The organism is Curtobacterium poinsettiae (genome assembly GCF_025677645.1).
GTDB lineage: Bacteria > Actinomycetota > Actinomycetes > Actinomycetales > Microbacteriaceae > Curtobacterium > Curtobacterium poinsettiae_A.
This window is the reverse complement of record NZ_CP106879.1, coordinates 3,498,626-3,513,508: the sequence shown is the minus strand read 5'-3', so window position 1 is coordinate 3,513,508 and position 14,883 is coordinate 3,498,626. Positions and strand designations below refer to the sequence as shown.

General features: G+C 73.2%; 14 protein-coding genes. 4 read left to right on the top strand and 10 right to left on the bottom strand.

The window, feature by feature from the left end; all coding sequences use genetic code 11:
• The first annotated feature begins 50 nt into the window (after positions 1 to 50).
• Positions 51 to 869, top strand: a complete 819-nt coding sequence (locus tag OE229_RS16775) for a helix-turn-helix transcriptional regulator (RefSeq protein ID WP_182065142.1) — start codon at positions 51 to 53, stop codon at positions 867 to 869.
• A 68-nt stretch (positions 870 to 937) separates the two neighbouring features.
• Here OE229_RS16775 and OE229_RS16770 read toward each other — a convergent pair whose 3' ends face one another.
• The 10 genes from OE229_RS16770 to OE229_RS16725 form a co-directional block, all read right to left on the bottom strand.
• The gene (locus tag OE229_RS16770) at positions 938 to 1,444 is read right to left on the bottom strand and encodes a hypothetical protein (protein ID WP_247737636.1); all 507 of its coding nucleotides are present in this window, start codon (positions 1,442 to 1,444) and stop codon (positions 938 to 940) included.
• A gap of 259 nt (positions 1,445 to 1,703) precedes the next feature.
• Positions 1,704 to 2,246 carry a hypothetical protein gene (locus OE229_RS16765; RefSeq protein WP_182065141.1) on the bottom strand — a complete coding sequence of 181 codons (543 nt, stop codon included), beginning with the start codon at positions 2,244 to 2,246 and terminating at the stop codon, positions 1,704 to 1,706.
• 47 nt (positions 2,247 to 2,293) lie between these two features.
• Positions 2,294 to 2,563: a hypothetical protein gene (locus OE229_RS16760; protein WP_259580202.1), complete on the bottom strand. Its 270-nt coding sequence runs from the start codon at positions 2,561 to 2,563 to the stop codon at positions 2,294 to 2,296.
• Positions 2,564 to 2,663: 100 nt separating this feature from the next.
• Positions 2,664 to 4,307: a sensor histidine kinase gene (locus tag OE229_RS16755; protein ID WP_263344764.1), complete on the bottom strand. Its 1,644-nt coding sequence runs from the start codon at positions 4,305 to 4,307 to the stop codon at positions 2,664 to 2,666.
• Positions 4,304 to 5,026 (bottom strand): response regulator transcription factor, encoded by a 723-nt coding sequence (locus OE229_RS16750; RefSeq protein ID WP_315973836.1) that lies wholly within the window; start codon positions 5,024 to 5,026, stop codon positions 4,304 to 4,306. The genes OE229_RS16755 and OE229_RS16750 overlap by 4 nt, the downstream gene beginning before the upstream one ends.
• Positions 5,027 to 5,061: 35 nt before the next feature.
• Entirely contained in the window at positions 5,062 to 7,230 is a 2,169-nt protein-coding gene (locus tag OE229_RS16745) for an ArnT family glycosyltransferase (protein WP_262138984.1), read from the bottom strand.
• 225 nt (positions 7,231 to 7,455) lie between these two features.
• Positions 7,456 to 8,268 (bottom strand): fructosamine kinase family protein, encoded by an 813-nt coding sequence (locus tag OE229_RS16740; protein WP_262138982.1) that lies wholly within the window; start codon positions 8,266 to 8,268, stop codon positions 7,456 to 7,458.
• Between the two features lie 93 nt (positions 8,269 to 8,361).
• Positions 8,362 to 9,096 carry a response regulator transcription factor gene (locus tag OE229_RS16735; protein WP_262138981.1) on the bottom strand — a complete coding sequence of 245 codons (735 nt, stop codon included), beginning with the start codon at positions 9,094 to 9,096 and terminating at the stop codon, positions 8,362 to 8,364.
• Complete coding sequence (locus tag OE229_RS16730) at positions 9,084 to 10,298, bottom strand: sensor histidine kinase (RefSeq protein WP_259580198.1); 1,215 nt, start codon at positions 10,296 to 10,298, stop codon at positions 9,084 to 9,086. The genes OE229_RS16735 and OE229_RS16730 overlap by 13 nt, the downstream gene beginning before the upstream one ends.
• Positions 10,299 to 10,392: 94 nt before the next feature.
• Positions 10,393 to 11,241 (bottom strand): LysR family transcriptional regulator, encoded by an 849-nt coding sequence (locus OE229_RS16725; RefSeq protein WP_182065135.1) that lies wholly within the window; start codon positions 11,239 to 11,241, stop codon positions 10,393 to 10,395.
• 70 nt (positions 11,242 to 11,311) lie between these two features.
• On the opposite strand from OE229_RS16725, the gene OE229_RS16720 reads away from it, so the two are divergent.
• From OE229_RS16720 to OE229_RS16710, 3 genes are all read left to right on the top strand, one after another.
• The gene (locus OE229_RS16720; protein WP_262138979.1) at positions 11,312 to 12,217 is read left to right on the top strand and encodes a DMT family transporter; all 906 of its coding nucleotides are present in this window, start codon (positions 11,312 to 11,314) and stop codon (positions 12,215 to 12,217) included.
• A gap of 152 nt (positions 12,218 to 12,369) precedes the next feature.
• Positions 12,370 to 13,956: a long-chain-fatty-acid--CoA ligase gene (locus OE229_RS16715; RefSeq protein WP_182065177.1), complete on the top strand. Its 1,587-nt coding sequence runs from the start codon at positions 12,370 to 12,372 to the stop codon at positions 13,954 to 13,956.
• Between the two features lie 42 nt (positions 13,957 to 13,998).
• Positions 13,999 to 14,868 carry a UbiA family prenyltransferase gene (locus OE229_RS16710; protein WP_262138977.1) on the top strand — a complete coding sequence of 290 codons (870 nt, stop codon included), beginning with the start codon at positions 13,999 to 14,001 and terminating at the stop codon, positions 14,866 to 14,868.
• The last annotated feature ends 15 nt before the right edge of the window (positions 14,869 to 14,883 follow it).

The following is a 14,883-nucleotide window of genomic DNA, read 5'->3' as shown; positions in this document are numbered from 1 at the left end:
CGTGAACGCAGCGGACACGACACCTGTCGTCCGGATACCGTCGACGCACGATGACGACCGAGCGTGACGAGGCACGACGGACGGCCGTGCTGCTCCCCGGGGAGCGGCTGGGCCTGGCGCTCGACGAGCGGTGCCCGGAGTTCACGGAGCTGCTGCTCGCGCCACCGTTGCACGGCATCCGACCCGACGGGCACGACTGGCTCCGGCGTCGGTACGAGCAGATCGTCCCGCTCGTGCTCCCGGCGGCACTGCGCGCGGTCGAGCGTGGGGAGCCACTCGACCCGGAGTGCCTGGTGCGGCTCCGCGAGGTCGCAGCCGCCAGCGCCGACGACCCGCAGGTCGACGTCTCGGTCGTGCTCCGCGGCGCCCTGCCCGCGATCCGTGTCTTCGCCCTCGTCATGCACACGGCCACCCGCGAGCACGCGACGACGATCGACCACGCCGGACGGACGATGCTCGCGATGAGCCGGGCATCACTCGTGGCACACGAACTCGGCTCGTGCTGGGCGGAGGCCTGGGCGCAGCAGCGGGGAGGGGCGTCGGGGGACGCGACCGCAGCACTCGGCGCCGACGACATCGACCTGGTGGCGTCGGCGCCCGGCCTGGACGAGACCGAGGAACGGATGCTGGCGCTCGCCGCCCGCGGGCTCTCGAACGACGCGATCGCCAAGGAGACCGCCTACAGCCGGCAGGCCGTCGCCTGGCACCTCGGCCGGCTCATGAAGTCCTGGAACGCGCCGAACCGGACGGCGCTGGTGTCGGTCGCCTTCGTCCGGGGCTGGATCCGGTCCCGGCGCGACCTCAGGCTCGCTGCGCGCAACCGGCCGTCGGCGATCGAAGCGGCGCGGACGGACGACGACGCTCCCTGAGGTCGACCGCACACGGGGACGCCCCCGGGGACCGAGGTCCCAGGGGGCGTCGCCGACGAACGGGGTGGTCAGCCGCCGTTGACGTGGATGACGTTGTCGATGCGTTCGATGGTGCCGAACGCACCCCAGTTCAGCCAGCCGCCGTCACCGTTGTTGGTGATCTTGCCGGGGCCCTTGAACCAGTAGATGACGTAGTTGCCACCCTTGATGTCGATCGACTGGGCGTCCGCGACGTCGCCCTCGACGGTGATGTCCTGGTTCTTGTTGACCACCGCGACGGTGAGGCGGTCGGGGTTGCCGGCGTTCCAGTAGCCGACGTCGAGTGCCGCCTGCACGGCGCCGCCGCGATCACTCTGGTCGTTGACGGCGTCCTTGATCGCGTTGACGATCGCGACCGGGTCGAGGTTGACGTTGACGCTGCCGCCGACGGACGACGAGGTGCTGGGCGGCGCGGGCTCGGCGGCCTGCGCGGGGGCTGCGACGAACGCCCCGGCGATGACGGCGCCACCGAGGGCGGTGCCGGCGAGGAGCTTCACGGACGTGCGCTTGAACGAGTTCATGATCGTGTTTCCCATCTCTGCAGTGGTGACCCGTTCGGGTCGTCTTGCTCGGACAGGACCCAGCCTGCGTGCGCTCCGACGCGGATGCACGCGATGCGCCTCGACGTTGGTCGATCGTCTGACGATCCGGACGACGCCGGATCGCCGTGCCATCGTCTGCCGGTCCTGGCGTGTGACATGGCACGGTGGTAGCGTGATCGTGCTCGTTGCGTTGAGCTTCGAGAAGTGGACCCGAGACCCATCCGGACGGTTGGGCGCTCGGGTTCTGCGCGTTTCAGACGTCGATCACGGTGATCTCCGGTGGACAACGACGTCTCCAGTCGCCGCCCTTCGCCCACGCCCACCCGACTGCATCCGGCAGGGCCAGGAGCGGCTCGTGTGCAGCCGTCTCGTGGCGGTGGACCAGACGGGCGCCACCCGAGTCCCGCGTCGCCTCGACGATCCACTGTCGGTCCTTGCGGATGAGTGTCTCGTCCCGTTCGAAGCACACGCTGACGCGCGGGGACACCGCGGTGGCGGCGACGAGTCGTCTGAGGCACGCAGCACGGCGTGCTGTGTCGGATCGCCCGTCCTTGACGGCACGGAAGACCGCGACCTTCACCGGTAAGGACGCGATCGTGCTGAGGATCAGCCGGCGACGGGCGTCGCTCTCCTTCCGCATGTGCAGGCGCGACTGCCCACGCAGGACGAGGCCGGTGAGTGCCGACCGTGCGGCCCGTGTCGATGAGCGTTCGAGGCAGACGGCGACGAGGAGGTAGTCCTTGACCTTCGACTCATCGACGAAGATCTCTCGGTACCCGTTCGTCGCTGTCGTCACCACCGCGTCCCCGGGCGTACCACTCTACATATCAGTGGCGCTCTCGGTCAGCGGGGCAGCAGGATCTGCACGATCGCGACGACCGCGAGTGCCGCGATCGGGACGCCCGCGATCCAGGCACCCGCCCGCATCTGCGTCCGGCGGATCGTCGGCGGTGCGTGCGAGGAGCGCGCGAACTCGGTCGCGGCCACGAGCTCTGGCGCCGCGGCGGGCGGAGCGGCTTCGGGCTGGGGGCGGTCGTCCTCGAACGCCGGGACCTCGACCACCAGGTCGGTGGGGTCCGGGCGGCCCGGGAGCTTGTCGTACGCGTTCGTCACGGGGCCTCCTCGTCGGGCGTTCTCGGACCAGTATGCGACCCGGGCGGCGTTCGGTGAGCAGGAGATGTCGAGTGCGGTCGCGGCACTCGACATCTCCTGCTCACGAAGCGCCCGAAGCGCACGAAGCGCCCGAAGCGTCCCCCGTCGACCCGCCCGAAGCGCCCCCCGTCGACCCGCCCGAGGCCGGCAGGTCCACGGTGAACGCGGTCCGTCCGGGCTCGGACGCGACCCGCACACCGCCGCCGTGCGCCAGGACCACGGCCCGCACGATCGCGAGCCCGAGGCCGCTCGTGCCGTGCTCCCGTGAGCGCGAGGCCTCACCCCGGGTGAACCGGTCGAACAGGGTCGCCAGGGACTCGGTGGGGATCGGCGGCCCGTCGTTCGCCACGACGAAGCGGACGACGGCACCTCCCGACCCGGGCACCGACTGCAACGACACCACGACGGCCGTCCCCGGCGGCGTGTGCGTCCGGGCGTTGGTCAACAGGTTCGTGACCACCCGCCGGAGCTGCACCTCGTCGCCGGCCACGCTGACCGGCTGGTCGTCCACGATCTGCAACGTCCACCGGTGGTCCGGAGCGGTCGCACGGGCGTCCACGGTGGCCTCGACCACGAGCGACGTCAGGTCGAGCGGCTCGCGGACGACCTGCGACGCCGGCGACTCCGACGCCAGGGCCGAGGCGTCGAGCCGTGCGAGCAGCAGCAGCTCGTCGACGAGGTCGCCCATCCGGACGGCCTCGCGTCCGATCCGTTCGACGTTGCGGTGCACGGTGTCCAGGTCGGAAGTCCGCTCCGACAGCTCGGCGTACGCCCGGACGGTGGCGATCGGGGTCCGCAGCTCGTGCGAGGCGTCGGCGACGAACGTCCGCATGCCCGCCTCGGCGTCACGACGGACGATGAGCGCCCGGGCGACGTGGCCCAGCAGCCGGTTCAGCGCGTTGCCGACCTGCGCGACCTCGCGGTTCGCGCGCAGGTCGGAGTCGGACACGCGGACGGGGATGTCCGGGTCGCCGCGTTCCAGGTCGAGCGCGGTCACGCCGGACGCCACCGCGGCGACCCGCTCGAGCGGCCGGAGCGATCGACGGACGAGCACCGTGAGGGCCCACGCGGCGACGGCGAGCCCGAGCACCGTGACGACCCCGATGACGAGCAGCAGTCGGGCGATCGCGGCGTCGAGGTCGCCGAGGGGGAGCGCGGTGACGAACACGTCGCCGTCGTCGCCGACCGCCTGCACCCGGTAGTCGCCGAGCGTGCCGAGTCCGACCGTCACGGACTCGCCGCCGGTCTGGACCGCTGCGAGCGTCCGCTGCTGCGCCGCGGTCAGGCGGCGCTGGTCACCGTCACCGTCGGTGTAGCCACCGAGCACCACGTCGCCGTCGCGGACGATGGCGATGACCGTGCCCGCCGACTGCCCCGGCGCACCGATGAAGGCGTTGTCGGGATCCGGCAGATCATCCGAGTCCGACGACGACGAGGAGGACGACGACGACGAGGACGAGGACGACGACGACCCCGGCGGTGGCCCGGACGCCCCCGGCGGCGGTTCGGCCCCGTCCCGTCCGCCGACGGTCCGCATCGCCGCCGTCGACAGCTCCGCGTCCAGTCGGTCGACCAGGTACCCCCGGAACGCGACGACGGTCACCGCCCCCACGACGACGTTCGTCGCCACGAGCAGCAGGGCCACGGCCGCCACGATCCGCCAGCGCAGCGACGGCACACGCGCGGTGCGCCCGGGGCGGCTCACGTCGCCGGCCGGAGCACGTACCCCGCCCCACGGACGGTCTGCAGCATCGGCTCGCGTCCGGCGTCGAGCTTCTTCCGCAGGTACGACACGTACATGTCCACCAGGTTCGACGACGTGCCGAAGTCCATGCCCCAGACGCTCGCCAGCAGTTGCTCGCGGGACAGCACCCGGTTGGCGTTCCGGGCCAGGTGCCGCAGCAGCTCGTACTCGGTCGGCGTGAGCTCGATGCGTTCCCCGGCACGGCTGACCGAGCGGGCGTCCTCGTCGAGCCGGAGGTCCCCGACCACGACCTCGGCGCTCACCCCGGCCGCGGCGACCCGGGCCGAGGTGCGCGCCAGGATCCGCGCACGGACGAGCAGCTCCTCGATGCCGAAGGGCTTGGTCAGGTAGTCGTCGCCGCCGCCGGTCAGCCCGGTGAGCCGGTCCTCGGGGGCGTCGCGTGCGGTGAGGAACAGCACCCGGACGCCGTCGCGGGAGTCGCGGAGCCGTTCGAGCACCTCGAACCCGTCGATGTCCGGCAGCATCACGTCGAGCACGATCACGTCGGGCTGGAACTCCCGGGCCGCGAACAGCACGTCGCGCCCGCGGTGCACGGACCGCACGGCCCAGCCGTCGCCCGCGAACGCCAGGGAGACGGCCTCGGCCAGGGCGTGCTCGTCGTCGACGACGAGGGCGCGGACGGGGGAGCCGTCGGTGCGCTGCAGCGGGGGGCCGGGCATGCCCCGGAGCCTATCCACCGCGCCCTCGTCGTCGATCACTTCGTGGTGCTCAGGTCGTAGACGGTCTGGCCGCCGACGGTCGTCGACTCGTAGTTCGCCGCGACCCACTCCTGGATCGCCGACGCGGTCGACGAACCGCCGCCCATCCCGCCGCCGGACCCGGACGACACGTAGTACCCGATGTCACCGTCGGCGACGGACGCCTTGAACTGCGCGAGCGTCGGTGCCGGGTCGCTCGACCAGCCGCCGATCGCCATCACGGCGGTGTCGGTGTCGAGTTCGAGCTGCGCGGCCGACTGCGATCCGTTGACCGCGGCCGCCCACTTCGCGTCGGATGCCTCGAGCAGCTCCTGCAGGGCGGACGAGGTCGACGCACCCTCGCCACCACCCCCGGCCTGGAGGCCCGTCCCCGACCCACCCTCGGACGTCGCGTCGTCCGTGCCGTCCTGGCCACTGCCCGGTGCCTGCCCGGCGGTGCCCTCCGGCACCTCGCCGGTCGTGCCGTCCGGCGCCTCGCCGGACCCGCCCTCGGGCGGGGTCCCGCCGGGACCCTGCTGGGTGTCCGACGTGCTGTCGGAGCCGCCGTCGTCGGAGCCGGAGGTCGACCCACCCGGTCCGCCCGTGCCTCCCGGGAAGCCACCGGTACCACCGCCGCCCATCCCGCCGGAGCTGCTGCCCGCCGGACCGACGCTCGGGATCGAACCGGAGTGCGCGACGGTCGTCGTGGCGAGGGCGTAGGCGGTGGTGCCGGACAGCCCGAACAGGGTGCCGGCGAGGACGCCGACCGTGACGAGCCTGCGCAGCGACGGCACGCTGCCGATGACGATCAGCGCTGCGGACAGCAGCCCACCGGCGAGCATCGCCCAGCGCAGCCACGGGAGCCAGGTCGGGTTCTCGTTCAGCAGGCACCAGCCCCAGAACGCCGTGACGCCGATCATCGCAGCCAGGCCGAGGCGGCCGACGAACCGGGCTCGTGCGTGCCAGAGCAGGGCACCGCCGGTGCCGACGAGTCCGGCGATGGCCGGGGCGAGGGCGACCGTGTAGTACGGGTGGATCGTGCCGGACATGTACGAGAACACGAGTCCGGTGACCAGGAGCCAACCGCCCCAGAGGACCAGACCTGCGCGTGCGGGATCGGCCAGGTGCCGGCGGCCGACGACGACCAGGCCGACGACCAGGGCGATGAGCGCTGCGGGCAGGAGCCACGAGATCTCGAGCCCCATCTCCGACGAGAACAGGCGGTTCAGACCGGTCGAGCCGCCGAACGAGCCTCCGGCGGTCCCGCCGGTCATGCCGCCGCCTCCGCCGCCGTTGCCCGAGCCGCCGAAGATCCGGCCGAGGCCGTTGTAGCCGAACACCAGGTCGAGGACGGTGTTGTTCGTCGAGCCGCCGATGTACGGGCGCGACTCGGCGGGCCAGAGCCACACGGCGACGACCCACCAGCCGGCGGCCACCACGAGGGAGCCGGCCGCGACGAGCAGACCGGTCACGCGTCGGCCCCAACCGGTGCGGGCGGCGAACAGGTAGACGAGGCCGAAGGCGGGCAGGACGAGCAGGCCCTGCAGCATCTTCGTCAGGAACGCGAAGCCCAGGGCGACCCCGGCGAGCGCCATCCACTTCCAGCTGCCCTCCGGCAGTGCCCGCACCGTGCAGTACGCCCCGGCGGTCATCAGCAGGACGAGCAGGGCGTCCGGGTTGTCGAAGCGGAACATCAGCGCCGCCGCCGGGGTCGCTGCGACGACGAAGCCCGCGAGCAGGGCGCCGACGTTCGCGGTGGTGGTGCCGAGTCGGGCCAGGATGCGGCGGACCGTGCCCCAGACCAGGGCGACCGAACCGACGGCCATCAGTGCCTGGGGGAGCAGCAGGCTGGTGCTCGAGAAGCCGAACAGCCGGGCGGACAGCACCATCACCCACAGCGAAGCCGGCGGTTTGTCGACCGTGATGAAGTTCGACGAGTCGAGGGAGCCGAAGAAGAACGCCTCCCACGACTTCGTGCCGGCCTGCACGGCGGCGGCGTAGAAGCTGTTGGCGTACCCGGAGATGCTGAGGTCCCACAGGTACACCACGGCGGTCACGGTCAGGAGCGCCCAGAACGCCGGCCGGAGCCAGCGGGCGTCCTCGCGCTCGCCGAGGAACAGCCGGGCGAGGGGCGGGCGGCGCCGATCCCGCGCGGCACTGCGCGCGGCATCGCGTCGGTCGGTCACGGGTATCGGGTACGTGGTCATGTCGATGAGCATCCGGGGCGTTCCCCGACTGCTGCACTGCGCCGGCTGTGTGCGGCCTAAGGACGCTCGGTGCGCCCCCTCGCACGGTGCGAGGGGGCGGTCTGCCGTGGTGCGAGGTTCCGCGCTCGGTGCGAGGCACGCGGGGTCGCACGGAGTGTGGAACCTCGCACCGTTCGTGCGGCGCCCCTCGCACGGTGCGAGGGGTCAGGCGTACCGCTGCGCTGCCCGGAGCGCGGCCCCGGTGTACGAGCCGCCGAACAGGAACACGTGCAGCAGCAGCGGCGCGAGCTGGTGGAGCTCGACGCGCTCCTGCCAGCCGTCGGCCAGCCGTGACTCCCGGTCGTAGGCGGCGAGCACCGTCTCGAGCCGGGGCAGCCCGAACAGCCCGAGCAGTGCCAGGTCGGTCTCCGCGTGCCCGCCGTGCGCGATCGGGTCGATGAGCACGGCGCCGGTCGGTTCGGACGAGTCCGTCGGCCAGAGGACGTTGCCGGCCCACAGGTCGCCGTGCAGGCGCGCGGGTCGGTCCCCGACGAGCGCGGGCTGCGGCGACCCGAGCGTGCCGTCCTGCACGCGTGCGGCGACCCGTTCGAACACGGCGGCCTCGGCGCGGTCGAACCCGCCGGCGTCGACGATGCGGCGGACGAAGTCGCGGATGCGGTACTCGGCGAAGAACTCGCCCCAGGTCGCCGGTGCCTGCTCGGTCGCGACGAACGGCGTGCGCGAGCGGCCCATCCGCAGCGCCGCACCGCGGGTCCATCCGGCGGGCGGCGCGCCCCAGTGGTCGGCACCGGCGGCGTGCGTGTGCGCGAGGGAGCGGCCGAACCGTTCGGCCTGGGCGGCGGTGGGGGAGCCGTCGGAGATCAGCTCGAGGTCGAGCACGGTCGGGCTCGGGCGCCCGAGCACGCGGGCGATGCGGGTGCCTCCGGTGTCCTCGGCCTCGGCGAGCCAGGCGAGCCCGGCGGCTTCGGCTGCCGCTTCGTCCGCGGTGGTGAAGGTCTTCACGTGTGTCTCGGCCATCGGCCCATCCTGCCGAGGGACCACCGTCGACCGTTCAGCCGACGGTCACCCGGTCACCCGGTCACCCGGTCACCCGGTCACCCGGTCACCCGGTCACCCGGTGGGGTCCCCGCGCCGGGCCGCGTGCACGACGAGTGCCAGCTGTACCCGGTTCTCGACGCCGAACTTCTCGTACACGTGCCCGACGTGCGTCTTCACGGTGGCCAGGCCCACGTACAGGTCGGCCGCGATCTGCGCGTTGGACGCCCCGTTCGCCACGGCGAGCGCGACCTCCCGCTCCCGCTCGGTCAGCAGGGCGAGCAGCCGGCGCGCGTCGGTGCCGTCCGGAGCGGTGCCGGCCGATCGTCCGGCCGGTCCGCCGCCCGGACCACCGGCCATCCGGCCGGAGCGCGTTCCGGCCGCGAACGCGATGACCCGGTCGAGCACGGACGGGGACAGGATCGAGCGCCCGGCCCCCACGGTCCGCACGGCCTGCACGAGTTCGTGCGGCGGGGTGTCCTTGAGCAGGAACCCGCGGGCGCCGGCCTGCAGCGCTCCGAGCACGAGGTCGTCGCCCTCGAAGGTCGTCAGCACCAGGACGGCCAGGTCTGGTCGGCGGCGCAGTTCTCGTTCGGTGGCGACGAGTCCGTCGCACCGGGGCATCCGGATGTCCATGAGCACGACGTCGGGCGCGGTCTCGGCGATGACGCCCGCGGCCTCGAGCCCGTCGCCCGCTTCGCCCACGACCACCAGGCCGTCGTCGCCGCTGAGCACGAGGCGGAGTCCGACGCGCACGAGCTGGTCGTCGTCGACCAGGACGACGCGGACGGGAGCGGTCACGGGGTCCACGGCAGCACCGCCTCGACCACGTGCACGCGACCGTCGTCGCTGCCGGCGCGGAAGCTCCCGCCGACGAGTCGGGCGCGCTCGGCGAGCCCGCGCAGGCCGTGTCCGGCCGCGTGCCTGGAGTCGTCGCCGAGCGCAGGTCCGTCGGCCAGTGTGTTCGACACCACCACCCGGATCGCCGGACCGGGGACGGTCTCGACGACGACGTCGACGAGCTCCCCGGGGGCGTGCCTGCGGGCGTTCGTCAGCGACTCCTGCACGATCCGGTAGGCGTGTCGCCCCACGGCGGTCGGTACCGCCGTGCCGTCGGTGTCGACACGCGCCCGGACGGTCGCACCGCCGGAACGCGCCTGGTCGAGCAGGGCGGGCAGGTCGACGAGCGTCGGCTGCGGAGGCGCGGTGCCGGTCACCTCGTCGCCACCGTTCGCCGCGGGGTCGCGCAACACCCCGAGGACGTCGCGCAGATCGGTGAGCGCGGAGTGCGCCTCGGCCCGCACGACCCCGGCCGCCGCGACGGTCTCGTCGGGGGTGAGCCCCGGGCCGCGGTACTCGAGCGCACCGGCGTGCAGCGCGACCAGGGACAGCCGGTGGCCCAGGACGTCGTGCATCTCGCGGGCGATGTGGGCGCGTTCCTGCTCGCGGGCACGGTCCTCGCGCAGCTGCTGGTCGCGTTCGAGCAGGGCTGCGCGCTCGCGCAGGGACAGCAGCAGCGCCCGGCGCTGGCCGATCCCGATGCCGATCGCGACGAGCAGGGCGATGCCGACGGCGCCGGCGACCACGATCTGCCAGAGCGGCATGGCGTCGCCCTGGGGCGCCAGGACGACGTCGTAGAGCACCGTGGCACCGAGCAGCACCGCACCGGCGACGGCGAGCTCGACGGCCCGGCGCCGGGTGGCCAGTGACACCGTGGCGATCGCGGCCGCCCCGACCGCCAACGTCGACACCGAACTGAGGGCAGCGATGACGACCGTGATCACCAGCGGTGCCCGGTGCCGGAACGGCAGGAGGACGAGGGCCACCAGGCCGGCTCCCACATCGCCGAGGATCAGCGCGCCGACGTGCAGGTCGCTCCAGCCGCGGGTGTCCATCGACGGCCACACGAGCCCCGCGGTGAGCAGCCCGGTCAGGGCCGCGACGGCGACACGCCAGGTCTGGGACCACACGCGCTGCCCGAGCGGCACGGCGGGGAGCGCGGTCGAGGTCATGCCCCGAGCCTAGGGAGCTGTCGGGCCGAGCGGATCCGCCGAAGGTCGGAGCTGCCTGAGCTGCCGGAGCTGCCTGACCGGGGGACTGTCCGTCTCAGACCGCGTCCACCAGGGCCCGCGCCAGCGGGTGCCACGCACGGGACGACGGACCGCTCAGCACCAGGGTCCGTTCGAGCCGCCGGGCCATCGGGATCATCACGAGGTCGGGCGGCAGCATCCCGCGGCCCAGGGTCGGCACGATCGACACGCCCTCGCCCCGCTGGATCATCCCGAACATCGTGCTCATCTCCCGTACCCGGTGGGCGTAGCGGAACGGGCGGCCGTCGAGCTCGTGCAGCTTCTGGATCTGGTACTCGCAGCCGCCGCCGCCCGCCACCAGACCGTCCTCGTGCAGGTCGTCGAGGGTGAGTGCGGGCAGTTCGGCGAGGGGGTGGTCGCGGCGGATCACGGCGGCCATCTCGTCCCGCGCCACGACCACGCCACCGTCGGGCACGGGCGAGGGGTCGACGAGCACGGCGGCGTCGACGGTGCCGGCCTCGAGCCACTCCGGCATCTCGTCGTCGTCCCCCTCGTAGACCTGCACGTCGACGTCCGGCAGGGTCACGGTCCACAGCTCACGGAGCCGCGGCAGCAGGCCCTGGCAGACGGTGGGGACGGCGGCGAGGCGCACGGTGCCGCGCGCCGTGGCGGGCCGGACCACCGCCTCCAGGGCTTCGACCGAGGCGAGCACGCTCCGGGCGTGGGCCAGCAGGCGGTCGCCGAGCGGTGTGGCGGCGGCGACCGTGCCACGGCGCACCACGGGGCCGCCGACCTCGCGTTCGAGCCCGGCGACGGCGTGGGACACCGCGGACTGGCCGACGCCCAGCGCGGCGGCCGCCGCGGTGAAGGACCCGGCGTCGAGCGTGGCGACGAACGCGCGCAGCTGTTGGACCGAGACGGTCATGCGTCCTCCTCATGTGTCCATGAGCGACATGCGTTCGCCACATGCCGCGCATCTGCCGAGACTGTACCTCGTGAACGCCCTCCTCTACGCCCTCGTCGCACTGACCTGGGGTTCGAGCTTCCTCTTCGCGAAGATCGGCCTCGACGGACTCGCCCCGCAGCAGGTCGCCACCGTGCGGACCGTGCTCGGCGGGGCGACGCTCGTCGTGGTGCTCCTGGCGACCCGGCGCCGGTGGCCACGGGAGCCGCGGACGTGGGCGCACCTGGCGGTCGTCGCGGTGTTCCTCAACGCGGTCCCGTCGTCGCTGATGGCGTGGGCCGAGCAGACGGTGCCGTCCGGGCTCGCGAGCATCTACAACGCGACCACGCCGATCATGACGCTGGCCGCGCTCGCGGTGCTCGTGCCGTCCGAACGGCTCCGCGGACGACAGGTGCTCGGGATCGTGCTCGGCATCGTCGGGGTGCTCGTGCTGGTCGGCCCGTGGGACGTCCTGACCGACCCGGAGGTCCTGGCGAGCGTGCCGGGGCAGGTCGCACTGCTCGGCATGACCGCTTCCTACGGCATCGGGCTCGCCTACCTGCGCCGGGTGGCCGTGGCGAGCGCGTACGACCCGGTCACGCTGGCGACGGTCCAGCTGACGCTGGCCTCCGGGATGCTCCTGCTGGTCGCGCCCGTCATCGCGACCGGTCCGGTGCAGCTGGACGGGAGGATCGTGGCCGCGATGATCGCGCTCGGTTGCGTCGGCACGGGGCTGGCCTACGCCTGGAACACGCGGCTCGTGCAGGCGTGGGGTGCCGGCCGCGCCTCCACCGTCACGTACCTGACGCCGGTGGTCGGGGTGGCGCTCGGTGTGCTCGTGCTGGGGGAGCGGGTGCGGTGGAACGAGCCCGTCGGCGGACTCGTCGTCCTGCTCGGGATCGCCCTGGCGTCCGGGGTGCTCATCCGGCGGCGGGAACCCACGGCGTCCGCCGCCTGACCGGGGCCCCGGGCCGAGCCTGCCTGAGTGGTCCGCCGGTTCGGGCCTGCCTGACCGGTCCGGAGGCTCGAGCCTGCCTGACCGGTCCGGCGGGTCCAGCCGTAGGATCGGCGGTGACGACGACGAGGTCGTCGAGGAAGACGGAGACCGGCATGCACGACACCCACACCACCCGCGCGACCGCGTCGGTCGCGGCGATCCTCGCCGAGTCCGCGGCACGGTACCCGGACGACGTCGCCGTCATCGTGGGTGACGTCCGCACCACCTACGCCGAGCTGTGGGCGCAGACCCTGGCCTACGCCGGGGCACTCCGGGCACGGGGCGTGACCGAGGGGTCGAAGGTGGCGATGCTCGTGCCGAACGTCGCGGACTTCCCCCGCGTCTACTACGCCACCCTGGCCCTCGGCGCGGTGGCCGTGCCCGTGCACGCGTTGCTGAAGCGCCGCGAGATCGAGTACGTCCTGCGCGACAGCGGCGCGACCCTGCTCGTCTGTGCCGCCCCGCTGCTCGGCGAAGGCGCCGCCGGTGCCGAGCTCGCCGGGGTCGACGTCGTGACCGTGCTCGCACCGGCGACGACGGACGACGGGTCCGCGGCCGGCCCCGACCGGCTCGAGGCCCTGGCCGCGCAGAGCGAACCGCTCGACACCTACGTGCCGCGGCACCCGTTCGACACCGCCACGATCCTGTACACGAGCGGCACCACCGGCCAGCCCAAGGGCGCCGAGGGCTCGCACTTCGCGCTGCTCGAACAGGTCAACACCAACCTGATGACCACGTTCGACATGCACCGCGGGGACGTCCTGCTCGGCGCCCTGCCGCTGTTCCACACGTTCGGGCAGACCTGCACGATGAACACCGGGTTCCGGACCGGCGCGACGCTCGTCATGCTGCCGAAGTTCGACGGTGACACGGCGCTCGCCGCGATGGTCGAGCACGGCTGCGGCATCTTCATGGGCGTCCCGACGATGTACATGGCGCTGCTCGACGCCGCGACCCGGTCCGAGGCCCGTCCGACGCTCCGGTACGCGATCTCCGGTGGAGCCTCGCTGCCGCTCGCGGTGCTCGAGCGGTTCCAGCAGGTCTTCGACGCGCCGATCCACGAGGGGTACGGGCTGACCGAGACCTCGCCGGTCGCCACCTTCAACCACGTCGGGCGACCGCCGCGGCCCGGCACCATCGGCACGGCGGTCTGGGGCATCGACGTCGAGATCGCCGACCCCGAGGTCCGCGACGCGATCGTCATGCTGCCGCGCGGCGAGATCGGCGAGCTCGTGATCCGGGGCCACAACCTGATGAACGGGTACCTCGACCGGCCCGAGGACACCGCCGAGGCCATCGTCGACGGGTGGTTCCGCACCGGTGACCTGGGCACGAAGGACGACGACGGGTACCTGACGATCGTCGACCGCACCAAGGACATGATCATCCGCAACGGCTACAACGTGTACCCGCGGCAGGTCGAGGAGGTCCTCGCCACCCACCCCGACGTCGCGATGGCCGCGGTGTTCGGCGTGCCGCACGCGGTCCACGGGCAGGAGATCGAGGCAGCGGTGGTCCTGCGCTCCGGCGCGTCCGTCGAGCCGCAGGTCCTGGTCGACTTCGTCGCCGCCGAGATCGCCGCGTACAAGTACCCCCGGGTGGTGCACGTCCTCGACGCGCTGCCGCTCGGCCCGAGCGGCAAGGTGCTCAAGCGCGAGCTCGTCGACCGCTTCGGCGTCCAGGTGCCCGCGGTCCCGTGACCGGCGGCACGACCGCGCAGGAGCGATCCGTACGCTGACCGGGTGACCGCCAGCCGCACCCCGTCGACCGCACGACTGCTCTTCGCGTCGTCGCACCCGGGGCCCACGGTCACCGTGACCGTCCTCGCCGCGGTGATCGCCGCCGCCGTGGGGCACCCCGTGTGGCTCGTGGTGCTGGTGGCGCTGACGGTCGTCGCCGGGCAGCTGTCCATCGGCCTGGCGAACGACTGGATCGACGCGGACCGCGACCGAGCCGTCGGGCGGAGCGACAAGCCCGTGGCCCGCGGCCTCATCGCCGTCGGCACCGTCCGCGCTGCGGCGTACGCCACCGCCGGGATCGCCGTGGTGCTCTCGCTGTTCCTGGGGCCGGTCGCCGCGGTCGCGCACCTCGTGCTGGTCGCCGCCGGGTGGGCCTACGACGCCGGGCTGAAGCGTTCGGTGTGGTCGGTGGCGCCGTTCGTCGTCGCCTTCGGGCTGCTGCCCGTCGTGTCCGTCGCGGCCGGGCCGGAGGGGCAGTGGCCGGCGTGGTGGGCGATCGCTACGGGGGCCGTCTTCGGCATCGCGATCCACTGCACCAACGTGCTGCCCGACCTGGTCGACGACGACGCCACCGGAGTGCGGGGCTTCCCGCACCGCCTCGGGCTCCGCGGCGCGGGGATCGTCGCGTTCGCCTCGCTCGTCGTCGCGGCCGCCCTGGTGCTCGGCGGACAGGTGCTCGGCGACGACCCCGTGCAAGGGCCCGGGATCGTGCTCGCGGTCCTCGGAGCCGTCGTGGTGGCGGTGCTCGCCGTCGTCGGCGTCCGGTTGGTGCTCGCGGGACGCGCATCACGCGCCCTGTTCCGGCTGGTCATCGCGTCGTCCCTCGTGCTCGTCGTCGAGCTCGGCTTCGCAGGCGCGCGACTCGTCGCCTGACGACGCGGAACACAC